The sequence below is a fragment of the Polaribacter sp. AHE13PA genome, assembly GCF_019278505.1.
GTDB lineage: Bacteria > Bacteroidota > Bacteroidia > Flavobacteriales > Flavobacteriaceae > Polaribacter.
This window is the reverse complement of record NZ_CP058985.1, coordinates 3,359,109-3,386,067: the sequence shown is the minus strand read 5'-3', so window position 1 is coordinate 3,386,067 and position 26,959 is coordinate 3,359,109. Positions and strand designations below refer to the sequence as shown.

The 26,959-nt window shown below is 32.4% G+C and carries 17 protein-coding genes; 1 reads left to right on the top strand and 16 read right to left on the bottom strand.

The features are described 5' to 3' along the window. Window positions 1-66: 66 nt before the first annotated feature. The 12 genes from H0I28_RS14535 to H0I28_RS14480 all read right to left on the bottom strand — a co-directional run bounded on the left by H0I28_RS14535 (window position 67) and on the right by H0I28_RS14480 (window position 17,916). Window positions 67-1,734: a glycoside hydrolase 43 family protein gene (locus tag H0I28_RS14535; RefSeq protein WP_218759545.1), complete on the bottom strand. Its 1,668-nt coding sequence runs from the start codon at window positions 1,732-1,734 to the stop codon at window positions 67-69. A gap of 83 nt (window positions 1,735-1,817) precedes the next feature. Continuing rightward, on the bottom strand, window positions 1,818-2,888 hold the full coding sequence (locus tag H0I28_RS14530; protein ID WP_218759544.1) for a glycoside hydrolase family protein: 1,071 nt from the start codon (window positions 2,886-2,888) through the stop codon (window positions 1,818-1,820). Between the two features lie 20 nt (window positions 2,889-2,908). Next, complete coding sequence (locus H0I28_RS14525) at window positions 2,909-3,736, bottom strand: dienelactone hydrolase family protein (protein WP_218732159.1); 828 nt, start codon at window positions 3,734-3,736, stop codon at window positions 2,909-2,911. 3 nt (window positions 3,737-3,739) lie between these two features. Further along, a complete protein-coding gene (locus H0I28_RS14520) occupies window positions 3,740-4,750 on the bottom strand; it encodes a family 43 glycosylhydrolase (RefSeq protein ID WP_218759543.1) in 1,011 nt (336 codons plus the stop codon). A 65-nt stretch (window positions 4,751-4,815) separates the two neighbouring features. Next, window positions 4,816-6,282, bottom strand: a complete 1,467-nt coding sequence (locus H0I28_RS14515; RefSeq protein ID WP_218759542.1) for a GDSL-type esterase/lipase family protein — start codon at window positions 6,280-6,282, stop codon at window positions 4,816-4,818. A 182-nt stretch (window positions 6,283-6,464) separates the two neighbouring features. Continuing rightward, entirely contained in the window at window positions 6,465-8,036 is a 1,572-nt protein-coding gene (locus H0I28_RS14510; protein ID WP_218759541.1) for a sialate O-acetylesterase, read from the bottom strand. Window positions 8,037-8,042: 6 nt separating this feature from the next. Further along, window positions 8,043-9,092 (bottom strand): glycoside hydrolase family protein, encoded by a 1,050-nt coding sequence (locus H0I28_RS14505; RefSeq protein WP_218759540.1) that lies wholly within the window; start codon window positions 9,090-9,092, stop codon window positions 8,043-8,045. Between the two features lie 92 nt (window positions 9,093-9,184). Continuing rightward, entirely contained in the window at window positions 9,185-11,155 is a 1,971-nt protein-coding gene (locus H0I28_RS14500) for a sulfatase (RefSeq protein WP_218759539.1), read from the bottom strand. Between the two features lie 117 nt (window positions 11,156-11,272). Next, complete coding sequence (locus tag H0I28_RS14495; protein WP_218759538.1) at window positions 11,273-13,642, bottom strand: PDZ domain-containing protein; 2,370 nt, start codon at window positions 13,640-13,642, stop codon at window positions 11,273-11,275. A 23-nt stretch (window positions 13,643-13,665) separates the two neighbouring features. Next, entirely contained in the window at window positions 13,666-15,312 is a 1,647-nt protein-coding gene (locus tag H0I28_RS14490; RefSeq protein ID WP_218759537.1) for a sulfatase, read from the bottom strand. An 84-nt stretch (window positions 15,313-15,396) separates the two neighbouring features. Then, window positions 15,397-16,803: a sialate O-acetylesterase gene (locus H0I28_RS14485; RefSeq protein ID WP_218759536.1), complete on the bottom strand. Its 1,407-nt coding sequence runs from the start codon at window positions 16,801-16,803 to the stop codon at window positions 15,397-15,399. A 36-nt stretch (window positions 16,804-16,839) separates the two neighbouring features. Then, window positions 16,840-17,916, bottom strand: a complete 1,077-nt coding sequence (locus H0I28_RS14480; protein ID WP_218759535.1) for a glycoside hydrolase family protein — start codon at window positions 17,914-17,916, stop codon at window positions 16,840-16,842. A gap of 488 nt (window positions 17,917-18,404) precedes the next feature. Here H0I28_RS14480 and H0I28_RS14475 point away from each other — a divergent pair, with 488 nt between their 5' ends. Further along, the gene (locus H0I28_RS14475; RefSeq protein ID WP_218759534.1) at window positions 18,405-19,712 is read left to right on the top strand and encodes an NAD(P)/FAD-dependent oxidoreductase; all 1,308 of its coding nucleotides are present in this window, start codon (window positions 18,405-18,407) and stop codon (window positions 19,710-19,712) included. Window positions 19,713-19,758: 46 nt separating this feature from the next. Here the strand turns inward: H0I28_RS14475 and H0I28_RS14470 are convergent, their stop codons facing one another. From H0I28_RS14470 to H0I28_RS14455, 4 genes are all read right to left on the bottom strand, one after another. After that, complete coding sequence (locus tag H0I28_RS14470) at window positions 19,759-21,705, bottom strand: glycoside hydrolase family 97 protein (protein ID WP_218759533.1); 1,947 nt, start codon at window positions 21,703-21,705, stop codon at window positions 19,759-19,761. A gap of 13 nt (window positions 21,706-21,718) precedes the next feature. After that, a complete protein-coding gene (locus tag H0I28_RS14465) occupies window positions 21,719-23,293 on the bottom strand; it encodes an arylsulfatase (RefSeq protein ID WP_218759532.1) in 1,575 nt (524 codons plus the stop codon). 224 nt (window positions 23,294-23,517) lie between these two features. Next, a complete protein-coding gene (locus H0I28_RS14460) occupies window positions 23,518-25,095 on the bottom strand; it encodes an arylsulfatase (protein ID WP_218759531.1) in 1,578 nt (525 codons plus the stop codon). A gap of 21 nt (window positions 25,096-25,116) precedes the next feature. Beyond that, window positions 25,117-26,556, bottom strand: coding sequence for an arylsulfatase (locus H0I28_RS14455; protein WP_218759530.1), 1,440 nt, complete (start codon window positions 26,554-26,556; stop codon window positions 25,117-25,119). Window positions 26,557-26,959 lie beyond the last annotated feature (403 nt).

Genomic DNA, 26,959 nt, shown 5'->3' with positions numbered 1-26,959 from the left:
TCGTAAATCAGCAGTTAAGCCATTACCGGCTTTCAAGTTCTTTACATTTACAATCCAATCCTAAATTTATTCATACTCATACTCAAACCAATCGATATCCACATATCCTGAATCTTCTATATCGTTCCAGCAAAAGACGCCTAATCGATCACCAGACCAACGTCCAAATACCAGCTCGAATTCAGGACCAAAACGCTCAAAATTCTTGTTGTCATAGCTGTATTCGAAAGAGGCGCTATTACCACTATTGGTAGATTTAAAATAAATAATAGCTTTCTCAATGCTAGGGCCGTCTATCTCAGTTCCCTTATCATCCATAAAAAAGAGATTTCTATTTCCTTCGGCATCCATTTTAACACCAATGAGATGGCTTACTCCTGCAAAACGAGCATATCCAGCTCGTTGTCCTTGTGTCATTCCTGACACATCAAATTTGGCACTGCTAATACCTGCTTTCGTGCCCATAATACGCTGACTTAAGGTGTTAGAAGCCCTCCAAAATGATGATGCTCCTTTGTGATAATAATAGTTGCTCAATGGTACCAAAGTGCTAGCTTTAAGTCTCAACCAGCCTGTACGTTCGGTCAATGACCAATGCGAGTCACGTGGGTTATGGTTCCATTCCCACTGATGTCTTAGTTCGTAGGAAGAAAAATCGTCTGAGGTTTGTATTTTTAATTTTTCAGGTGCTATTATATTAGGCATTTTATACCTTCTTAAAGGTTCTCCAATGCCATCCTTGTCCATATCCTCTCCTATGATAGGCCAGCCATTTACCCATTCTACAGGTTGTAGACATTGTGCTCTTCCCTGAAAAGGGGCATCTATGTTCTGAATTAACTGATGAAAGTACCACCACGAGCCATCTGCCGCCTGGTTTAAAGATCCCTGGCTGCAACTGCGCTCAAAGCCATTCCCTTTTTCAAGTAACACTTTTTTGTAGTAAGGACCATAAATGCTATTGGTTTTTGAGCGTAAGGCTATTTGTTTACGGTCTTCTTTATCTCCATCAGGTGTCATAGACCATTCCGATAAGAAGATAAACCACTGATCATTGACTCTATATATTTTAGAGGCTTCAGCTCCTGGACCTTTATAGAAGACGGTGCCTTCATCTTCTAAGCTCAATCCGTCCCAACTCATTTTAAAGATAGCATTCTTATACAGGTATTTATCTTTATCTTCTTTCGTTCTGCTTCGACCTATATTGGCGACTAGCCAAGCTTCTTTGTTCTCATAATCCCAGAACACACTGGGGTCATCTGCCACCTTCTTTTGAGATATCATCTTTGTGGGTGTAGTCCATTGCCCGTAAATATCGTCGGTAGTAGTAACAAACAATCCGTGGCTAGGATCTATCACATAACAATACCAGGTACCTTCATGGAACGCTAGGTCTCCAGCCCAAACCCCTCGTTTATAACCAGCCATCCTATCCCAATTATATTCCTTACCCCAACTGATACTGTCATACACATGATTAATAATTCTCCAGTTGACCATATCGTAAGATTCAAGAATGATCATCCCGGGGGAATTATGTTTCTTAGAAGATATCATGTAGTACTTATTGCCATGACGTACTACATCAGAATCTGGATAGTCGGCATTAAGGATAGGGTTTATAAAAGTGCCATCCCCTTGGTCACCAAATGAGTAAATTGTTTTTTTTTCTTCGGTACCTTTACAACCAAAAACGATAACAAGTAATAAAAGGAATCTAAAAATCTTCATTTTTCAATAATTTATATAGAAGTGTAATATATTTTTATTTGAACTATTTTAGTGAATATACTTGGGGCAATCCCAGAGGATATTTACTGAGTTTTAAATTCATGTAGTGGAATAAATATCGTATAAGAATCATCTCCTTTTTTTATGGCAAGACACAGAACCGTTGGTTGATTTTTTTCTACATAAACAAACGGGCGTTCCATACGATTGGGAATTAGAAAACCTCCTTCATTTAATTTTATTTTTTTACGGCTGATTTCATAATTCTTAGCTTTTCCCCAATGCAAACCATCTTTAGAAGTCATTAACCCAATATAAGAATGGGCATGAAAAACAGCATAAAAAGCAGCTTGTTGTTCATCAAACCACATAGACACATCTTCGGTATCTAAATTGCCAATTACAGGGTTGGGTTGAATTTTAAAAGGTCCTGTTGGTGATGTAGAAACAGCAATTGCTTGGTTTCTGATAAACTTTTTCTCATTGGGTTTATCTCCTTTTACAATTAAGTAATACTTACCGTCTTTCCCTTGGTCAATTGCGGGATTCACAGTGATGTTAGCTATGGGTCCAGATGGTTCTATTATCGGAGTTTCCATTCTTTTCCAAGGGCCATTAATCGAATTTGAAACCGCTACTCCTGTTCTCTGATTTTTACGAAGCGTTCCTCTGTCCACGTCTTTTAATGATTTTGTACTTAACGCAACTAAATCATCATTTGTAAAGTTCTTACCGCCCAAATTGGTGGCGATATAATAGAGGTAATATTTGCCTTCAAAATATTTAATTTTAGGATTGTGAGCAGTAATTTCATCCCAATTCCCTTTGACACTTCCTTTTAAAACTGTCTCCTTATATTCCCAAGGTCCTGTTGCTGCATTTGATTCTGCATGTGCTATTTCCGAAAAAGTTAGCCATCCATCAAAAGTATAGGCTCTTTTCCATCGGGAATAAAACAAATGATAGGTACCATCCTCATCCTTAATCATTGAACCTCCCCAATTGTAATACAAAGAATCACGAAAAACTCCATCTTTTTGCAAAGGCTTCATCATTTTATGGATGTCTAGACTGATCTCTTTTTCTTGTGACACAGCAGTAATAGAACAACTTAACAATACAGTCAATAAAAGTTTTACGAGAAATTTATTCATGTTTTTATGTTTACTTATTTTTAGTTTTTATGCTGACTAAAAAGCCAATCAACCAATGATGGATTTTTCCATGCCAATTCGTACGAATTATGACCAACATCTTTGTAAATAGTAAAACGAGCTTTATGCTTTTTAAAACGAGTTAAAGATTCAATCATCTCTGTAGAGCCAGCAAGTGGCACTGTAGGATCTTTATCACCATGAAAAGCCCAAATAGGAATTCTCTTTATTTTTTTTGCCATGGATGGATCTCCTGCCCCACAAATAGGAACCGCAGCTGCAATTATTTTGGGATAACGCATCACAAAATTCCATGTACCATAACCTCCCATAGACATCCCCATAACATAAACACGTTTTGTATCTACAGCATATTCCCGAACTACTTTGTCAAAAATTTCTTTGGCTAATTTCATAGGATCACTCACCGGAATGTCCTTAAATCGATAAGAACCCTCTTTCCAAGGCACATTTACCCACTGTTGTTTATTAGGACACTGCGGCATTAAAATAATACTTGGATGTTCTTTTTGTACTTCAGCATCCATCCAACCTGCAACCCAAGGTCGTAATTGTTTCAAATTGTCATTTCCTCTAGAACCTGCTCCGTGAAAAACTAAAACTATGGGATATTCTTTTTTAGGATTGTAATTGTCTGGTAAAAACAATCGATAGGGCATTTTTGCTCCATTTTTATCAGTATAAATATAAGCGTTTGTGTTTTGCTCATAAAATGATTTATCTTGTTCTTTAAGATAATCAGTAGAAAAACTATTATCTAAATATAGTGTTTGAGAAAAGACACTTTGAGTAATTAAACATAAAAATAATATGGTTATTTTTTTCATAAACTACTTCATTTCAAAACGAACCAAATACGTTACTCCTTTCTTTTGAATCATTGAAATTCCCCAACCAGGAACTTCAGTTGCCAAATTTCCATGTTCTAAATGCGGGCGATACAAACCTGGTGCCATCGGTATCTTTTTTAAACCATCTTGCAAAACAGAGAAATGCTCTCCATCTTTAGAAAAATACAACGTTTTACTAAGTGATGCCAATGAAACAATGCCACCATTTTGATTCCAAATTAAGACTTCGTGACTTTTATCTAACAAATATCCCTCATGCTTTTTAAAAGGTCCCTCAGGTTGGTCAGCATACGCTGCATTCATTTTTGTTCTTTTCGGCCCTTGTTTTCCATCACTAATAGACCTTCCTTTATAGAATAAACAAACTTTACCATCTCTAACTAACAAACTAGCATCATCAATTCTAAAACTGTCAAAATCTGATGCTACATTACTAATTTCCAATACCGGATTATTTTCTACTCTAACAAAAGGACCGTCTGGACTGTCTGAAACTGCAAGACCAATTGCTGTTATATCTGTTGTTCCATTCCCTTCAAACTCCTTGTTTTTATTTCCTAGAGTAGGTTTTACACCTGTGTAATACAAGTAATATTTCTCTTTATGAGCTAAGATATTTGGCGTAAAAACAGAATGACTATCAAATTCACCTTCCTTTCCTAAATCAAGTGCCATTCCTTGTTCTTGCCAAGTATGTCCTTCATCTTTTGAAGTTGCATACCAAATAGTTGCCCAATAACCTGGGGTAATCGGGCTATCCATGCGACTGTACCAAATATAATACGTGTCTCCTACTTTGATAATATCACTATTATCTCTTCTATTATACACAGCATCTTTACCAATACCTGTGATATCTTGATATGTAAAATTCACAACCTCTGTTTCTGTTTTTACTTCTTTTTCTATTTTTTTCTCCTTTTTTGTAGTGTTACAAGAAGTGATTAAACTTGCGAATATGATTACAATTCCTAATTTTATTTTATGCATTTTATTTTAATATTAAGGTTGGTTACAGATGCTTTTTTTAATTCTAATTTCACTAAATAAGTAGGTTATTTAATTTTTTTGGCTATTTTCTTAGCTAAAACTTTATATCCTTTTTGATTTAAGTGAACACCATCAACAGTGTACTTATAGGCTTTTTTCATTAATTTATTTACATCTATCAAATTCACATTTTCTTCATTTGCAACTTCTCTAACAATAGGAATTACCCATTCATGCAAGTTTGCAATACGTTGCTTTATTTTTGGATCTCTACTTTTTTCATGTTCGTAAATTGGTAACGGAGTTAATACATAAATTTCAGCTTTTTCATTATTACTTTTATAGGCTTTTATCAATTTTTTATATTGACTTTTAAACTCTTCTTGAGGTGTACCTACAAATTCCGTTTTTCTAGTTTCATCTAAACACCACTTTACATTGGCATCGTTGGTACCAAACATAATTAAAACAACATCTGGCGTAAATTTTAATGATTTTTTATATTCCTCCTTTTTAAAATAAGGATGATTTGTTCCATCAATTAAAGTTGCACCACCTTTTCCGAAATTTTTTACTTCGTACTTATTGCCTAGTTTTTCTTGTAAAAATTTAGGATATGTAGCTTCTGTATTGCTATCACCAACACAAGATACCTTTTGTATGTTTTCAGAAAGTGTTGGTTTTCCTTTTAAAAAGCCTAAATTTTCTAAAAAAACATCCGTTTTATATGTAGTTAAATTGAAGTATTTATTACCTGCTCCTTTTCTAAAGAAATCGCCATTAAAAAACCCATGATCAGCATCTTTAATCGCAACCAATTCACATTCATTACCTGCTTCTTTCATCAATCTAGTAAAACGTTTTGCATTTTCAAATGGCACTGTTTTATCTTTAGTTCCATGAAAAATTAACATAGGTGGCATATTTTTTTTCACCTGATGCGTTGGAGAAATTTCTGTTTCTCTACCTGCTACTTTTTTAGCACCATATCCTTTTTCTGTAGTATCTGAAACAGGATTGTAAGCAACTACTGCGTTAGGAACAGAACTTACGGATAAATTTTCATCAGCATTTTCTAATCCCTTTATTACCGCTGTAGTTAATGCCACATGTCCGCCGGCAGAACCTCCACTTGCAACAATTTTGTTGGGATCTATGTTTAGTTTTATCGCATTTTCACGAACCCAACGAATAGCAGATTTACCATCTTCTACACACTCAAAAGGAGAAGTGCCGTGTGTCTTTTTTATTCTATATTCTGCAGAAACTGCTAAAATACCTCTTGATGCAAAATATTCACTTTGTTGATAAAATTGTTTTGGAGAACCACCTGTCCAACCTCCACCAAAAAAGAAGACTATTGCTGCGGTTGGTTTTTTAGATACTTTAGGCTTAAAAACATGCAGATATAAACTATCTCCATCAATCACTTTGTATAAAATTTTACTATCGGGAGTAATATCTTGTGCTCCAATATTAAAGATTGTACAAACGAGAATTAAAAACGTTACTATTATTTTTTTTGATTTCATTTTATGACGATAAATTTAATACTACTATTATTTTACTTGAAATACACTTGTAATTTCATCAATAGAAACACCATATCTTTTTAGTTCTCTTCAATTCATATTCTAGCTTTTGGTTAAAAAGGAATGAATTTTAAATCTCTTTTTGTTATTCACCAGCTTTTAAATAAAGTACTGAAATATACCTATGGTTTAAAAGAATCTGTTCTAAAAGGATACGCAGGTAAATCTGCTTCATTTACCAAATTTACATTTGGTTTCCCTGTAAAAGCATAACGAACGTAAAGTGGTTTCTCTACTTCTGAAAATTTTATTACTACTTTATTTCCTTTTAATTTTGCGTCTGCAGGAAACCATTTTCCTGATGCATCTGACAACCAAAAACCTGTTGGAGCTTTGCCATCAGTTGTCTTTAATTTTTTTACATTATTAAAACAAACAACAATGGTGTTCTTTTTTATTTTCACCTTTTTAACAGTTGGTCCAAGTGCTTTTACTTTTTTATTTAAAACATCATGAAACGCCATTAAAGACAAACGTTTACCAACGGGTAATTTATCTTTAGGATGAATATTTTTCAAATCACCTAAATCAATTGTATTTATTACCGATGTATTGGGTAATTCTAATGCTTTCATTTGAGATTCTCGCATCCACGCCCAAGAATGAGCATCTGGATTTTCAGGATCGATATTTTTATCAGTATCTAAAACTTTTCCATAACCAGGCAACATTACTACTTGAAAATACATCTCATTGTTATCCCAACCTTTTCGATAGCGTTTCATCCATTCTTTAAGTACATCTCCGTATTTTAAGATTCCTGAATTTCTAGAGAACCAAGGTTCTTTTAGCATTCCGTTCATAGATTGGGCATTTCTTTCTCCTTGATACCAAACCAAACCTCTACAAGCATACGGAATTAACGGATGCATCATGGCATTATATAGCACATTTGATTGTCTACGTAAAAAAATATCCTCGTCTTTTTTCCATGGTTTTGGTCCGTCTAAAATAGCTGTTATTCTATATTTTGTTTTGATGTCTGCATCAAACTCATCCATCATTACTTTAAAATGAGGTACGGTTTCTGTCATATCTCTAGGCATCCACGCTTCAATGGATGAACTTCCCCAAGATGTTAAAATAATACCCACAGGAACATTTGCTGATTTCTCTAAAAAATAAGCGAATGAAAACGCCACCGCACTATTTGGATAATTCACCTCCCAAGTACCTTCGCAACTATCTTGAGGTTCTAATGCAACTGTGTTTTTTACTTTAAAACTTCTTATGTTTTTTGCTGATGGAATTAGTTTTTTTACCTCTGGAGCCCCATTTACAGAAAATTGCATGTTCGATTGCCCAGAACAAATCCAAACTTCCCCCACTAAAACATCCGATATTTTTATCGCTTTTTCATCCATCGAAGATGATATAATCATAGTTTTTGGTTCGAAACTTCCTTTTAAAGCCGATAACTTTACACTCCATTTACCATTGGAATCTGCAATAGTTTGTTTTTTATAATTTGCAAAGTGAACAGTAATTGTTGAACCTGCAGCTGCTTTTCCCCAAACAGGAATTGGCATATCGCGCTGCAAAACCATGTGGTCTTTAAAAAGGGAACCCAGTTGAAATGTAGTTTTAGCAATTGATTTTAATACAGGTTTTGTTTCTGCAAAAATAGAAACCTGAACAAACAATACTAATAAAATTATTAAGCAACGAATACTAAAACCAAAATTTCTTTTCATTTATATTTATTCAAAAGTTATCTTAAACACATGAGAACTACTACCATAACCTGGCTTAACCTGAACTCCAGTTGCTAAATACAAATAAGCTGGTTTATCATCAATAAAAAGAATTTGAGCACGCTCTAAATGTCCATCTTTTTTACCTCTGTAAGAAACAGCTTCTTTTAAATATTCTTTGCCCACATAATGTTGTAAATCTTCGTAAGCACGCACTGTTTTTTCTGCAGGAAAAGAATAACCATCTCCAGATTTCCATAACAAACCTCCACCTCTATTTCCTAAGGCACCTCTAAAATCTCTACTCATCATGTATACCGAATCTTTCATAGTAAAAGCATACGCATCTTCTAACGGCATTTTTTCTTCGGTTACTCTTGTAGGATCATGTACATAAGGTCCTTCTACTTTATCAGCAACAATAACTCCATAAGAATACACATATCCTTTAGGTTCTTTTCTTACCACAGATTTGTGATATAAAAGATATTTGCCTTTGTATTTTATTAATGACGGATTAGAAACTCCTAATCTTGCGGTATAATTCCAAACTGAAGCATCTTTAGTTTGACGTAAAATAGTACCATCTGCTTCTCCTCCTTTTGCAGGTCTCCAGGTTCCATTTAAATCATCTGCAACATACATTACAATACGTTGCGTTTTTAAATCGTCGTTTTCATTTACAATAAAACAAAGCTGATACTGTCCGTCAATATTGCTAATTGTTGGGTTGTGTGGCGAATTGAACAAACCATCTTTGTCTGGTACAACCACACCTAGATATTTGAAAGGTCCTTCTGGGCTATCACTTACATAATGACCAATTTCACAATCTTTATACCAACCATTAAAATTGGGTTGCGTTTTTGTAGACCATTGTGCAGCAAATAGGTGTGTTTTTCCATCTTTATCTTGAACAGGTGAAGACCCCCAAACGTGCATATCCTCTTGTTGAGCGGCATCTCCAATATATTCAAATTTCATTTTTTGACCTTCAGCACTACAACTGAAAAACATAGATAGTACTGTAATTAAAGCGATTTTTAGTAATTTCATTTTGATAACCATTCTTTTAAATTATTCTTTAAGTTATTTATCATTTAATTATAAAATAATTAAATAAGCAAGCCTATTAAAATATATTCTTTTTAATTAGGCAACGTAGGTGCCCAATCTTTAATTCGTTGTTTCTGAGTTTTGATAAACTTATTCGTTGATTTAGAATCAAACAATTGACTCATTGGTAATTCTCCTAGATTAATAAGAATTCCTCTAGCTAAAAACTTAATATCTTTATTTTTACCATGCTCTGCAAGGTATTTGATATCATCTATAAATGGGGCAACTCGATTTCCTAATTCTTCTAATGCGGAAAGAGACAATTTGTTTCCTTCTTTTGCTTGCTCAATCAGCATCGAAATTCCTTTTTCAGGTTGACCAGCCAAAGCAATCGCTTCTGCAGCTGTTGCTGCTACTGAATGCCACTTGTCATCACATGCCATTACTAATTGATTTGGAATAACTTTTAAATTACCATGATATGCCATAGTTGTTAATCCGGAAGTTGCCCAAAAACGGAATTCAGGTCGTTCATGTTTTAAATATTTCAGGAACATTTCTTTATCGGAAACCTTACCTAAAGATGCTTTTTCAACCAAATCATAAAGTTCATTAAATGGATAATTTCCCGTTCTAACCCATTCATAAAGTGAAATACCACGACTTACAAACTCATCTCTCACCGCCTTTGGGAAAAAACCTAAATCGCGGGTTTTTCTAATGTGCATGGAAGCTTCCTTTCGTAAATTGCTTAAAGTTTTTGCATAAGCCAAATCATCAGCCAAATTATTCATATTCCAAGGATCCTTTTTCGAATCAAACAATGCTTCGTTGGCTTTTGGTTCATAATAAGATTTGTATTCTGGTTCACATTCTCCTTTGTGATATAAATCATCCCAAGCATTTTGAGACGGCATTCCCCATTGAAATGATTGTTTTAAACCATGAACTTTATAGGGTGTATAAAATTTTATGTAATGAAAGGCACCATCATTAATTGCGCGAGATGGATCGAAGTGAATTTCTGTATTTGTTCTAAAGCTATGAGCGTAAGTACGTTTTTGTGCATCAGGTCCCATAAAAGGTTTTCCTTGCATGTGTTCAGGTATTTTAGCTCCCGTAACATTTAATAAAGTAGGACCAAAATCTACAAATTCTACAATCTGATCGCTTTTTTGACCTTGTTGAGCGGGCAATAAATGTTTCCATTTTTCTGGCGCAGAAATGATTAATGCCGAACGAAAACCAGTTTCATAAGGAAAAGCTTTTCCTCTAGGCAAACTACCTCCATGGTCTGAAAAGAAAAAGATAATGGTATTTTCTAGTAATTTACGTTTCTTTAAATCATCTATAAAAAAACCAACCCATTTATCTGCATCTTGTACACCATCTAAATGTAATGCATAATCTGCACGCATTTCTGGAATATCTGGCACATGAGATGGAAGGTCTACCTCTTTAGGATTAATTTTTGATGGTTCTCTATTATCTACAGATACAGAAGTAATACGACTCATATGAGTAGTCATGTTATTAAATTGCGCAAAAAATGGTTTCCCCTTTCTATCTGCATCATTATAACTAACATTGGGTTTATCATCAGACAGGTAACCACTCATTTTATCCCAAACCAATGGATAGTATTTCTTTTGGACTTCTTTGGTGATATTGTAATCGGTTTTACCGGCATTTACACAAAAATATCCCTCTTCACGCAAGTACTGAGGAAAAAAGTATTGTTGTGGTACAATATGACCATTTCGATGCCAATCGTTACCGTAGGTAGTAGCATACGAACCACTTATTAAAGAAGAACGAGCAGGAGAACATTGTGGGCCATTGGCAAATGCATTGTTAAAAATTACCCCGTTTTTTGCTAAATAATCTAGATTAGGCGTTTTGATTGTTTTATTACCATAAGCAGGAAAAAGATAAGGGGAAGTATCCTCTACAACCAAAAATAAAATATTAGGCCTATCTATATTTTGAGCCTTGCTACAAATGCAAGAAAACAGCATTAATAATAGGGCAAACTTCAATTTAATTTCATGGTTATTCATAATTTCTTATATATTAATCTTTATTAATTTCAACTATGACCGCTATTTATTATTTTATTTCTAACTAAATGTAAAAAAATTTTAGATAATCTTTAATATAAAATTGACACCTGATTTCTAAAGAAAATACGCTTTCCCTAATTGTATTTCAATTTCTTCCTGATCTCTAACAATCATCAACTTGATACTTTCTTTAAAAGAATTTTTCTCTAAAAGATTTAAAAAATTTGATATATTTTTTACTTTTTCATCTTCAATACTAATAACGACATCATTTTCTTTAAAATCAGATTTTGATAACTTGCTGTTTTTATTAATTTTCAACATGATTACACCATCCAAACTATGCGTACCAAAAGAAGATTGTTCTTCAATAGTTTCTATTTCCTTTAATGTTGTACCTAACCATTGTTTTGTTTTGACTTCCTCTTTTTTTGAAAAATTAATTTTTAAATTAGGGATTTCAGGTTGCTTTGCAATTGCTTTCAACTCTGGTTCTTGAACACCAAATTTATCCATAGGAAAATTTTTAAAACCAATTTTTAAGGCAGGTGAATCATCCTTTACGGTAAAATCTCCCATTTTAGGATTTACAAACAAAGGATTCCCGTACAAACTATTTTTATCTACCCCTTTCTTTTGTGCTTTTACTAAAGCTTCTTTATTTGGAAATAAATTATAATCTACTTCTTTACCCCAATCTTTAATACGTACATCTGCATATTTTTTCATTACAATATTATTTGTAAATACATCTCCACTATTTGTAAACCAAACATGTGGATGGAAAGTATTGTTCACCATAATATTATTCATCACAGTTCTATAATATCCTTCACGTAATTTTATACCTCTATTCAAACATAAATTATTGTAAATTTTATAATTCGTAGAACCATCATCTAAATCAATGTCCCAGCCATAATCACAACGGAACCTATTATTCCTAATAATCGTGGTATGCATAGCATCCCATAAAGGCATTTTACTATTTTTTTCTACTAAAGCAGCTGTAATATCTCTTTTATGATACCAAAAACGATCACGTCCCCAAGAATTAAATGCCCCATGATCACTGGTTTCTAAAACCGTATTAAACACATCGTTATATTCAATAATATGTCCACCCCAAGTACCTTCACTTACATTGATTCCTGCACGCGGCACATCATAAATACTATTGTTTTTTACATGAATTTTCATTGCCATAGAGATCTGTACTCCAGCGACTTGTTTTTCAACACGTCCAATTCTATGTATTAAATTATTTTCTACACTACAGTTAGAAGGGTACAATTCATTTTTAGGCCCTACAATAGTATCCATATCTTCTATAGCCACAGATTTAAAATAATCAAACGACGGAGAACGTACTGCCGAAGAGTCTCCTACAAAAGCAATAGCAGATGCACCAGAATCATGTATATGGTTTCCTGTAATTTTTGTATTTCTATTATATCCATTTACAAAAATAACGTTCCCTCCAAGGTTTGTAAATTCACAATCCTTAATAATTATATTTTCTGTGGCATCCAGTAGTAAAGCCCCGCCTCTATAAATTGTCCAATCACTACGTAAAAGAGGTTCATATTCTTCCATAAAGGTTCGTGAAGCATGTTCAAACTTAACTCCTGTTATACTTACATTTTTCACAGGATCTTTTAAATCCCCCTTAATTTCAATCAAATGTTTCAAGACAGTTACTTCAACTTTAGACTTATTGATATCAAAATTATCACTTTTCCAAACATATAATTTATGATTTTTTTTATCTAGATACCACTCTTTTTCACTATCCAATTCTTCAAAAATATTGTCTACCATCCTATATTTTGAATGCATTTCTGATGGACGATTATTTTGATGACCTCCTATCAAATTTAATTCTCCGTTTTCTTTAACAGATTCTATTTCGTAATGAAAACTACCCCAACGCCCTTTATGCAAAGCATGCACAAAACCACCAATAGGATTTTTCCATTTCTCAATACGATCTTTATCTATTGCATCTGCTGCTGAACCTTGCCAATAACCACCGTTTTCATCATAGTTAGGATATCTTGCTAAGATTTGTTTTTCTCCATTTATAAATAATTGATTAAAATCTAAATTTTCATCAATAGTAGTTACCAAAATATTGTCAGAAAACTGCTCCCATTTCGTTTCAATAACTTTAGATCCTTTAATAGAAACTTTATTCAATCCATCACCGATAATAGAAAGATTATTCAAATAAGGTTTTATTTCTAAAGTTGAGTTTAAATGATATTCTCCTTCTAAAAGACGTATATTAATTTTATCATTCTCCTTCTTTTTAATTAATTTAACACTTTCTAGTGCTTTTTCTATCGTTTTAAAAGGTGTCTCTTTCTCTCCATTATTTGAATTATTTCCTAATGGACTCACATAAATATCTATTTCTTGGTTTTGACAACCAAAACAAATAATAACCAAGAAAGTCAATACATAAAAAGTTGATTTTTTCATAATATTTTTTTGAAGAACCTTGTTTATTTAATGTTATTTATTTTCACCTCACTACCCCACCAATCTTTATTTGGTTGCCAATCTGGAGAAAGCATTTTTTTACGCTGTTTTTCTTGTGCTGGCAATGACTTTGTTTTTTGTCTTTCTAACCATTTTTTACGAGCCGCTTGGTCCCATTCTGTATCTACTTTTGCATAATGCGTATCCATAGATTTTAACCAATCTAAAAGTTGCGTTTGCATTTGTTCTACAATTTCTGGATTACTTGCTGCAACGTCATTTCGTTCACCTAAATCAGCTTCTAAATTATACAATTCAGCATTTAAATTCTCCCAATAATAAATCAGTTTCCATTTTCCTTTTCTAATGATAGAACTTGGTTCTCCACCTTGATTTCCATAATGAGGATAATGCCAATACAAAGATCTATCGTCAATATTTTCTCCTAATAAAAGGGGTTTTAAACTTACACCATCTTTATGCGCTTCTGGTTTTAAAGACAAACCAGATAAATCTAATAATGTTGGATATAAATCTACTCCAGATACAGGAACTTGAATACTTGCTCCTGTCTGTTTAATCCAAGGAACATCAATAAAATAAGGAACTCTAGTTCCGCCTTCCCATTGGTAGCCTTTTCCTCCTCTTAAAGTTAACTGATTGGTAGAAAAATTATCGCCAGAAGTAACACCTCCATTATCCGAAGTAAAAACAACAATGGTATTTTTATCTAAGTTTAAATCTTTTAAGGTTTTCATTACCGTACCAATTGCTTCATCTACATGCTCTATTAAACCTGCATATACTGGGTTGTCTTGATATTTTCTAGCAGGCAAAACACGCTCCATTTCAAAACCATTTTCATGGATTCCCATTTTTTCGGCTTTGTTTCTATATTTTGTCCATTTTTCTTTTGTAGTTTGAATACCTCCATGAACGGCATAAAAAGAAAGGTAAGCTAAAAAGTGACCATCCTTATTTTTAGTAATAAAATCATTAGTTTCTTGTGCTAACTTCATAGACAAGTTCAACCCTTTTTCTTCTGGTAAATTTGTTAAATATGGATTATTATATGGAGAAAAATATCCACCACTTGGTCCGCCAGCATCGTATCCACCAATATTAACATCAAAACCATGATCTGTTGGTAAAGATCCTTGTGCTTTACCTCCTAAATGCCATTTACCTGCAAAAAAAGTAGCATATCCATTTTCTTTAAAAGCTTCTGCTATTGTAGTTGTGCTGGTATCTAAATGATCTCTATATTCTGGTGGTAATAATTTTGTATAACGTTTACGTTCTTTCCAAGCTTGCCCACTATTTCTTTTTCCTTCAAACTGAGTTATACCGTGTCTTGCTGGGTATTGTCCTGTCATTAAACTTGCTCTAGATGGGCTACAAACAGTACAAGCAGCGTATCCGTCTGTAAAAACGGTACCAGCTTTTGCAATTTTATCGATGTTAGGAGTTTCGTAAAACTTACTTCCCATGATACTTAAATCTGCATACCCTAAATCATCTACTAAAATAAATAAAACGTTCGGTTTTTCTGGCACTGTTACTTCTGCTGTTTTAACTGCTTTAGAGTTAGAATTACATGCCATTAACAAACCTATCGTTGATAATAGAATTGCTTTTTGAAATATAAAATTAGTGTTAATGTATTTCATTTATTTAAAGTTTAAATTGTTTTTATTCAAAGGTTATATTATAGTTTCATATCTATTTACAGACATGTTTAAATCTTTATTCATTTATTCGGCATACAACACAGTATCCCAATTATCGGTTCTAAAAGGCAATGCAGGCAATCCTTGTTTATTGTAAAGCGTACCGTTGGCATTATTAGCCCAAACATATCTTGCTGCAACCGGGCTCTTTACTTTAGACGAACTCAAAATAATTATATTCCCGTCTTGTTTTACTTGTGCTTTGTGAAACGTTTTGTTTTCGCCAGCAATATAAAATGCTGGAATTTTACCCATATTGCCGCCCGCTGAATGCAATTTAGAACCTGGTGTTTCAAAATTAATTACCAAATTTTGTCCTTCTGTTTTAAAAGATTCTAAAGAAGGTCCTGCATATACAACATCAGTTTTACCATACGTATTATGTAAAGCAATTAAACTTAATCTACGACCAACTTCTTTTTTTTGAGGCGGATGAATATCATAAAGAGCTCCAATATCTTGCGTCCCTGCAACACCTGTATTTGGCAATTTTAAGGCTTCTAATTGTGCCTCTACTATTTGTGGTACTGCAAATTTATCTGGATAATTGTAAGGTGCTATCTGTACAAAGTAAAAAGGAAAATTACCAATATTCCATTTATCTCTCCAACTAGAAATCATATTCGGAAAAAGTGTTTTATACTCTTTCCAATTTCCAACATTTGACTCTCCTTGATACCAAATTGCCCCTTTTATCTTAAAATTGATTAAAGGAGAAATCATACCATTATATAGATTCGAAAATTTCTTTTGTCCTCCGTTTTCTAAAGCTACTTTTTCAACGCCTTCTTTTGGAGTCCAAGGTTCTACTCTGGTTCCTCCCCATGCAGACTGAATTAAACCAACCGGCATTTTTAATTTTTCTGATAACTGTTTTCCATAAAAATAACCAACTGCAGAAAACTTTAAAACAGTTTCTGTCGTACATACTATCCATTCACCCTCACAATCTTCTAACGGCGTAGTTGATTTTTTCTTTTTAACTAAAAACATACGAATGTTAGGATGATTTGCTTTTAGTGATTCTTCATAAAAATTTACAATTGGTTTTTGATTATTTTTAAAACCCAATTCTCTTTCCATATTAGATTGCCCAGAACACAACCAAACTTCTCCGAATAAAATATTATTTATGGTTTGTTTAGTAGAACCACTTATTTTTAATTTTCCAGTTTTTCCGGCTTTTGGTGTAGCTACAAATACCTGCCATTTACCATCTTTGCTAGTTGTTGTTTTTACCGATTTAGTCCAAGAAGGATTTACAGTAACACTCTGCCCTGGCGTATCCCAACCCCAAATCTTTACATCTGTAGCTTGTTGCAAAAGCATATTATCCGATAAAATAGAGGGTAACTTGGTTTGCGCTACCATTGCTTCTGCACCTATGAGGAGCGAAAAACAAAATAAAATACTGAATGCGAACTGTTTCATTTTAATTGTTTTTAATGACATCAATTGCTGTAAATATTATTTAAAACTAATTTTAAACACGTGAGAGCTACTACCGTAACTTTCTTTTACCTGAACACCTGTTGCTAAGTAAAGATAAGCTGGCACACCATCTATTAATAGTACTTGTGCCCTTTCTAAATGCCCATCTTTTTTACCTCTGTGTGCTGTTCCTTTTTCTAAAGTTTCTTTTCCAAGATAATGTGCTAAATCTTCGTAACCTCTCTTTGCATTTTCTTTTGGAAAAGTAAATCCATCTGCAGAACGCCATAAAATACCACCTCCATTATTTCCGAATGTACTTCCAAAATCACGACTAAACATAAATACAGAGTCATTTGCAGTATATGCAAATGCATCTTCTAATGCCAAGTTTGGTGGGGTTACCTTTTCTGCATGAATCTCATAAGGACCTTCTAATTTATCTGCTACTGCAACACCATATGTATATGCACCTCCTCTTTTTTCTCTTGGGATAACAGATTTGTGATACATAAGGTATTTCCCTTTGTATTTTATTAACGACGGGTTAGAAACCCCTAAAATTGCTTTATAATTCCATTTTGTAGAATCTGTTGGTTTTCTTAAAATTGTTCCATCAGCTTCTGCTCCTTTAGCAGGTCTCCAGGTATCATTAAGGTCATCTGCTACATACATTACAATTCGCTGTGTTTTTAATTTATCATTTTCATTTACAATAAAACAAAGCACATATTTACCGTCTATATAATTAACTGTTGGGTTATGTGGTGAGTTAAATAACCCGTCTTTATCCTCTACTGCAACTCCTACATATTTAAAGGGACCTTCTGGATGATCACTTACATAATGTCCAATTTCACAATCTTTGTACCAACCATTAAAATTCTTTTGGGTAGCAGTAGACCATTGCGCTGCAAATAAATGCACTTTTCCATCTTTGTCTATTACAGGAGACGACCCCCAAACATGCATACCTTCATTTTCTGCTGCAACTCCAATATATTCTAATTTCATGTTCTCTGAAAAATGACTCTGAGGTAATGAATTTTTACTCTTACAACCAAAGTTTAAATTAATTAACAATACAATTATTGCAAACATTTGGATCTTCATATTCTTCTATTTTTAGTGTTTTATTTTATATATTCTAAAGTTACTTACTAGTAAAATAGAGACAAAGTATAAAAATACTTATTCTTATTTTATACAATGGGGTTATTTTGATTACAGAACAGGGTAATTATGTCTCGTTATCACCTAAAAAAACGCCCAACAGTATTAATTAAAAATAAAAATCATGATTATTACTCCAAACATGACACACAAACTATAAACCAACTTATTTTTATATGTTTACTATTGATAAGAAACATTTAAAACATTTTACTTAAAAGCTAGTGAAAAAATCACTCCTAAATTTCCAAAAGAATTTAGTGCATATTGGGCACAAATAACATCTAGTAGAAATTGTAATACCACTGCGTGGTTTGTGCATCAATAACAAGTTTTAAAAATAATATTCACATTTAAACTTTAAATTCTATAGTTTTTAGATATAACTGTTGTAGTTTTACTATGCAAAAAATAAGTTTTCTAAAAAGATGAATATTCCAAAAGTAGATTTACCTAGAGTGGTAATAGTTGGTGGTGGTTTTGCAGGTTTAAATCTTGTAAAAAAATTAAGGAAGTTGCCAATACAATTAGTGATGCTAAATAAGCATAATTACCATGCTTTTCAACCATTACTGTATCAAGTATCTACTTGTGGAATAGAGCCAGATTCAATTGTGTATCCACTTAGGATGTTTATTAAACGACAGAAAAATTTTTATTTCAGATTAGCAGATGTTAAAAGTGTTGATCCAGTAAATAAAATATTAACAGCAGATATTGGAGACCTCTCTTATGATTATTTAATTATAAATACAGGTACAAAGACAAATTTCTTTGGCAATAAGCAAATAAAAAAATATGCTATGCCAATGAAAACAATTCCACAAGCATTAAATTTACGTAGTTTAATCTTACAAAATTTTGAAAAGAGTACTATTGTTGCTTCCGACGAAGACAAAAAATTCTTATTAAACTTTGTTATTGTAGGTGCTGGACCAACTGGTGTAGAATTAGCAGGTGCAATTGCCGAATTTAGACAAGGTGTTTTGCCTACCGATTTTCCAGATTTAGACCCAGAACTAATGCAAATTCATATTTTAGAAGGCGCCGATAGAGTTTTACCTCCAATGAGTTTAAAATCTTCTAAAAAAGCCACAGAAGCATTAAAAAAATTAGGCGTAAAAATACATACCAATACAATAGTAACAGATTTTGATGGTGAATTAGTTAAAACCAAAGATGGAAAAGAGTTTAAAACTAGAACTTTAATTTGGTCTGCAGGTGTAACTGGTAATTTATTAAACGGATTTCCTGAAACAAGTTATAATCCTAGAAGTAATCGTTACTATGTAGACGAATTTAACAAAGTAAAAGGGTATAAAGATGTTTTTGCTTTGGGTGATATTGCTTTAATGCAAAGTGAATCTTACCCTAATGGTCATCCACAAGTGGCGCAACCAGCAATACAGCAAGCTAAATTGCTTTCAGCTAATTTTAGTAAAATATTGAAAGGAAAAACAAATCTTAAGCCTTTTAAATATAATGACAAAGGCTCTATGGCAACCATAGGTAGAAACAAAGCAGTTGCAGATATATGGAATCTTCAGTTTAGTAATTTTTTAGCTTGGTTAATTTGGATGTTTATTCATTTAATGTCTTTAGTAGGTTTTAGAAATAGATTGGTAGTCTTTTTAAATTGGGTATATAATTATACTAGTTATAATAAAGCCTCAAGGCTAATTATAAGAAGGTTTAGTGTTAGTTCTAGACGTGTAAGAACAAATTCTGAGTTATAAAATTAAAGCCTCTAAAACATATGTTTTAGAGGCTTTAATTTATTCTTTAATTTAATTTTGGTCTAATCCACATACAATGTCCACCACCTGGCGCCATTATTGCTTTTATAACATCTCCCTTTTTAACGGTACCTTTTCTTATTTGATACGCTTCTGGGTTATTCATACCATGTGTCTCTTTTGTATCTTCATAATATGTAACCGTATAACTTTTTCCTTCTGCTAAAAAGTCTAAATTAATGTCTAAAGCAGTCCCTTTTTTACTTGCTACAGAACCAATAAACCATTCTTCATTAAACCTCCTTGCCGTAGAAATATGATCGTCTATTTTGCTACTTAAAACACGACTCTCATCCCATTTACCTACAGGCATTTTTTCAATAAATTCAAAAAGATCTGCTTTTTTAGCATATGCTTCTGGTGAATCTGGAAGACAAACCAACCCACTAAAAATAACCAATGTTCTTGCAGCTTCTGAAACTACTGTTGAGAAATACGTATTTATCTTTTTTGGGCCTTTTAATCGATCTCCTTTATTAATTCCTATCAAATCAAAGTTTCCATTATTCATATCTAAAGGACCTTGAATTGCATTAATTAATGCCATTTTAATAAAAGTTTCTGGCGTAAATGCTTTTCTAGAATCTTGTTGCGCATGACAATATTCTCTAGTAATAGCATTTGGAAAAGTTCTTTCCATTCCTGTAAAAGGAACTGGTGAATCATGAAAGTCTACTAATAAATGGTTTTTTGCACTTTGTTGAATTGCATCACTTGTAAAAGAAACGTTATTCCCCATAAAACCATATTTAATACCGCTCATACCTATAGAAGCATAATGAGAAAACAATTCATCATCTCCATAATCTCCTTTATGTCTATCGTAATACAAAATTAACTTAACACCTTTTGTCTTTGCGTATTTAGAGACCTTTTCTAAATCTAATTTTTCTGTAACCTCAAAGTGACCTTTAGTAACTTTTGTAAACCAATTGGCATCAATTAAAAAATACTTAATATTTTTTTCTACAGCAAAATCAATAAATCTGATGTAACTTTCTGTATCTACTCCGTATACAAAACCATCTTCTGTTTTATAATCATGCACTCTCCAATCCCAAAGCGTTTTACCTGGTTCAATCCAAGAAGTATCTTCTATTTGATTTGGCGTTGCTAAATTAAGAGGAACAGTATTCGTTACTAAATCGCCTATTTTTTCTTCAACTAAAATCACCCGCCATGGCGTGGTTACTTTTGTACCTTTTAATGTTGTTTTGTTGGTAGCTACAAGGATATTTTTATCTGTATTGAACTTAAATTTGATGGTACCAAATTCTGGAGCTACATATAAATCTGATTCTAATAATGATACATAAGAATTATCAGAATTGGTAACAACCAAAGGCGTCATTAATCTTGGTTGTTTTTTAACTTTCGTTAAGCTTTCAATAGAAATTGGTCCTAAAGGAGGATTTTCTCCGTTTGGTGTATACAGTTCGTTTGTATTACTTAAATTATACTCACAATAAAAAGTAGCTTCATTTCCTTCTTTAAACCCTTCTATTTCGTATCTAAAACCAACTCCTTTATTAAAAACACGTACGTATAATTTGGCTTTTACATTTTCTAATAAAACATCTAAAACAAGCTCATTATACTCGTTTTTAATTTCACTAAATTGACCCCATACTGGTTTCCAACTGCTATTAGAATTATTAATTTCTGTGTTGATTATTTTGGCAGGAATATTTGGCAATATTGAGATAACAGAAGTATCTACAATTAATTTTTCTTGTCTATATAGCTTATACACCACATTACCTGCTACTTCCTCTAATTTAATTTGAACAGATGCATCTGGAGAACCTACACTCATATTATTACTTGATTTACAAGAAGTAAACATACTAAAAAGGAAGATTAGTAACATAAACATAGAAAATAACCTTTCTTGCCTAGTACTAATACTTTTTTTATTTAATTGTAATTTCATTTTTTATAATTTATTACTTTTTAATATTCATAATTTTACTCCATTTAAAAAAACCATTATTATAGTCACCATCACACGCTTTTAAAAGCAATTTTTTAAGTGTGTTGTATTTTTCTGGATGCTCTCTAGATAAATCATTTTCTTCTTTAAAATCTGTTGGTAAATAATATAAATTAAATGCTTTTTTATGATTGTAATATCTAATTTTCCAACCATCATTTGTAATTAATGTGGGACCTATAAACGAAGAAAACACGACATAATCATGTTCTACCTTCTTTTTACGACCTAATAATTCATCATAAAAAGAAATTCCATCAACTTTTAGTTCTTCAGAAAAACCAGCAATTTCTGCTACAGTTGGTAATATATCATACCCAGCAACCAGACGTTTACTTACCGTTTTAGGAGCTATCTTTTGAGGCCATCTTACAATTAACGGAACATTAATACCTCCTTGTAAATTACTTCTCTTTAAACCTGCTCTTCCACCATTTCCATCAAAAACATCACCAGCTAATTCGCTATAATACTTTCTATCATAGTCATTAAAACGTTGTTTAGTATATCTGTTTGTGTACTTTTTATCAATTCTACCTTCTTTAGCATAATAAATTTCATGTCCGTTGTCTGCACTAAATATTACAATGGTATTATCATCAATTCCACTACTTTTAAGCTCGTTCATGATTTCTCCTACATTATCATCTAATAATTTTACCATAGAAGCATACTCTTTTTCTATTTGTGTTAACCTACTGTCATTTATAAAATCATCGTGAACTTTAGGTATAGAAACAGGGCCGTGTGGTAATTGTGTAGGAAAATATAAGAAAAATGGTTTGTCTTTATTTTTTCGGATAAACGTAGTAACACTATCCATAAAAATATCTTGAGAGTATGTTTTTTTACCCGTCATATCCCAACGTTCTTTATACGCTTCTGGCGTTTCTGGCTCTATAGATTTTGCACAATTTATTAAAGTATTGCCTTCAATTTTCACCAATCCATCATTACCAAATAAATAAGGAGGATAAAAACCGTGTGCTCTAGCATGATCTAAATAACCAAAATAATGGTCCCATCCATGTCTGTTCATTTGTTGATGTGTAGCTGCAAAACCCCATTCTAATTTTCCGTATTGTGCTGTAACATATCCTGCTTTTTGAGCTACTTCTCCTAAAAACAAATCTTCTTTTGGAATAGGAGTTAGAATCTTATTAATCTTTGCCTCTATTTCTTCTGGAGAAAAACCTTCTTGTCTGGCTTTTTTATAAATTCCTGCTTTAGATATTTCAAAAGAAGTTGCGTGTGTATCTGTTTTACCTGTAATTAATGACGCTCTTGACGGTGCACAAAGCATGCTCGAATAAGAGTTTTTAAACCTCATTCCTTCATTTGCTAATTGATCAATATTAGGTGTTGTTATAATTTTTTGCCCTTCATGACCTAACATACCAATTCCTAAATCATCGGCATAAATAAGGATGATATTCGGCTTGCTTTGTTGTTGTTCTTTTTTATCACAAGAAAAGAAAATAACAACCAATAACATTATTATTTTAAAAGAAGCATAGCTATTTTTCATCTTTGTTTAAAATTTAGGTTGATACATTTGATTCGCTTCTGCTTCAATTTCAATAATTTGGTATTTATATTGAATTTTACAAATTCCGCCTAGTTTAGACGTTTCCTGTAATACTCAATAGTATTTTACACATAGTTAACTATTACGTTTTTTAAATCTAATTATATACCATAATTTCGAAATTAAAATTGTTTATCAAAAAAACAATAATCCACTTACAATTATTAATTAATAATTGCTTCTATCTGTTTCCAGTGGTCCATACCTTCATTTGTTTGAACAACTCCTTCAGTACTTCTTCCTTCTAAAATAATTTTCTTTAAAGCTGCTTTTAATTCTGCTGCTTTTTTAGGATAACTTGCAATTAGGTTTTTAGTTTCTGAAACATCTTCTTTGATATTAAACAATTGCATTTCAGGTAAATCTAATTTTTTCTTTTTTATCTCTTGTGGTTTTGGGTAACTCCACCCAGCAGAACCCTGCGTTAAACACAGTTTAAAATCTCCATGTTTTATGGCAAATGAACCATCTATAGAATGATACACAATATATTCTCTTATTTCTTTTGTCTCTTTATTGGTTAATAATGGTAACATACTGTAACTATCTTCACCTTCTGTATCTTTAATTTTATAACCAGCAATATCTGCACAAGTTGCAAAAAAGTCTGTTGTACCAATTGTCCTATCTGTACTTACATTCTTTAATGCTTGGTTAGGCCATTCTATAATAAAAGGTACATGATGCCCTCCTTCATAAATATCTGCTTTCATACCTCTAAACACATAACTAGGATCGTGATTAAACTTTTCTAATTCTTTAAAATCTGCTTTTGGCGAGCATCCATTATCACTTGTAAAAACCAACAAGGTATTTTCTGAAATACCCATTGCTTTTAGTTTTTCTCTAATTTGACCAACCACATCATCTACCTGCAATACAAAATCGCCATACTCATTCGTTTTACTTTTACCTAAAAATTCATCCGAAGGTAAAATTGGTGTATGAGGTGCTGGTAAAGGCAAATACAAAAAGAAAGGTTTATCTCCACTTGCATTATCTCCTATATAATTAATAGCTCTATCTGTTAAATCTTGTAATACTGTTTGATGTACAAAATCATCTGAAGTTGGTCCTTTTCTCCACACTCCCTTAGAATCTTTATTTTGGGTGGTTTTTGTAGGTACCATGGTTGGCATGTCATTTTCTACATATACATAAGGCGGCATATCTAGAGAACCACAGAAACCAAACGAATAATCGAAACCATGCGTAGATGGACCATTCTTAATAGGTTTTGTATAATCTACATCTTGTATTGTATGCAAATTATTGATGGTTTCTTTTTGTTCTCCATTAAAAGTCCAATCCCACCCCATGTGCCATTTACCAATATAAGCAGTCTTATAGCCTTGGTTTTTTAGCACATCTGCAACTGTTGTTCTGTTTGGTGTAATTAATGATTTTGAATACCCACCTAAAACTCCACTTTTTAAGCTACTTCTCCAATTATAACGACCTGTTAAAATACCATATCTTGTTGGTGTACAAACAGCAGAAGAGGTATGTGCATCTGTAAACATTACGCCATTAGACGCCATTTTATCTAAATTTACAGTTGGTATTTTACTCTCTGGATTAAAACTACTCACATCTCCATACCCTAAATCATCAGCAAGAATGTAAATGATATTTGGTTTTTTAGAAACTACTTTTTCGTCTTTTGTTTTTACATTAGAACTACTACAAGCAGAAAAAATTAATAGAGATAATACTATTAAATGACAGCTATACTTATTCATTTTATATTTAATTTTAAAAAATTATTTTCTTTTTTTTAATGCTAATGCTCTTGTTTCTAAAGGAAATTCTGCGCTTTCTGTTCTCACATTTTTTAAAATTGAAAGCATTTCATTCAACTTTTCTGGATATTGTTTTGCAAGATTATTTTGTTCTCCAATATCTGATGACAGATTATATAATTCTGGTTCTTTTTCTAATAGCCAAACCATTTTCCAATCGCCTTGCCTAATGGCTTGTATAGGACCTTGGCGCTCATTAAACTCCCAATATAAATATTCATGTTTTGTTTGATCTTTTGTTCTCCCTAATAACTCAGGAGCAAAAGAAATTCCGTTGATGTCTTTATTTTCTGGAGTAACACCTGCTAAATCACAAACTGTTGGTAAAAAATCCCAAAAAGCAGAAATATGTTCACTTTTAGTGGCAGCTGCAATTTTTCCTGGGTATCTAGCAATTAAAGGAACTCTAATTCCTCCTTCATATAACTCACGTTTACCGCCTCTTAAATCTCCATTGCTATTAAAAAATTTGTCTCTTTTTTCAAACTCAGGACCATTATCACTAGAAAAGAAAACAATGGTATTATCATCAATCCCTAATTCTTTTAACTTCTCTAATAATTTACCAATATCTCTATCCATACGAGAAACCATACCTGCATACGTTGTGTTTCCCTCTGGATCATTTTTATAATGCCCTTTGGTATTCATTTTACGTTTTGGCCATCCTAAATCCAAATATTGTTTCTTAGAATCTTCTGGAACCGTTATCTCTAAATGTGGTAATGTTAATGCCATATAAAGAAAAAATGGATTATCTTTTTCTCTCTCTACATAACTAAGTGCTTCGTTTACAAAAACATCATGTGTGTATTTACCTTGTTTTAACAAAGGTTTGTTTCCTTTAAGAATATAAGGATCATTATTTAAATACAGGGTATCTGCATAATAATGGTGTGCCTGACCATGTTTTTTATATCCTAAAAAATAATCGAAACCATGTTCTGATGGAAAATTACCATCGTTGTTACCTTCAGACAATCCCCATTTACCAATAACAGCAGTTTTATAACCAACTTTTTTAAGTTCATTAGCAACGGTTTTTTCATGTCTTTTTAAATTGACAGGATTTCCACTATTGGTCCAAACTGGGTTTCCTCTTACTGTTGCATGTCCTTGATCATAACCGGTTAGCAAACTTGCTCGAGATGGCATACATACTGTAGATCCAGAATAATGATTGGTAAAAATCATTCCTTCCTTAGCCATTTTATCTAAATTGGGGGTTTTAATTTTATTCTGCCCATAAGGACCTATATCTGCATACCCTAAATCATCTGCCAGAATATAAATGATATTAGGCCTAGTATTTTTAGTTATACTATTTTTTGTATTTACATTTTTAGTAAACTTACAAGAAGTAAGTAATAGTAAAATAAAAATAAATCTTATCATCTTCATTAGAAATATATAATTTAAAATAAGAAATGGTTTTTAATTGGCTACTTGCTAAAGAATAGTTTTTTTATTCAAAAAAAATAAAATATTCTTATAGCACATTTTATTTTTATTGCAACATTAGAGCTCCTTTTAAAAACATAATGAACCTCTTTTTACTATTTCCCCCAGAAAACAACACTAAAGCAAAACTAATTACTTTATAAATAACATGCTTCTCATTTGAGGTATATAAATGTTGCATGCCACTCAAAACATCGTTAATTTAATAAAACCTAAGCCCCACTATTTTAGAGGATAGCAATTTAAAGGTCTTTTTGTAAGTTAAAGAATTACTATAGTAGAAAAAAAATACCATTAAAATCTAATATTATCTTTTTACACATAAAAAAACAGCACCTTTAAA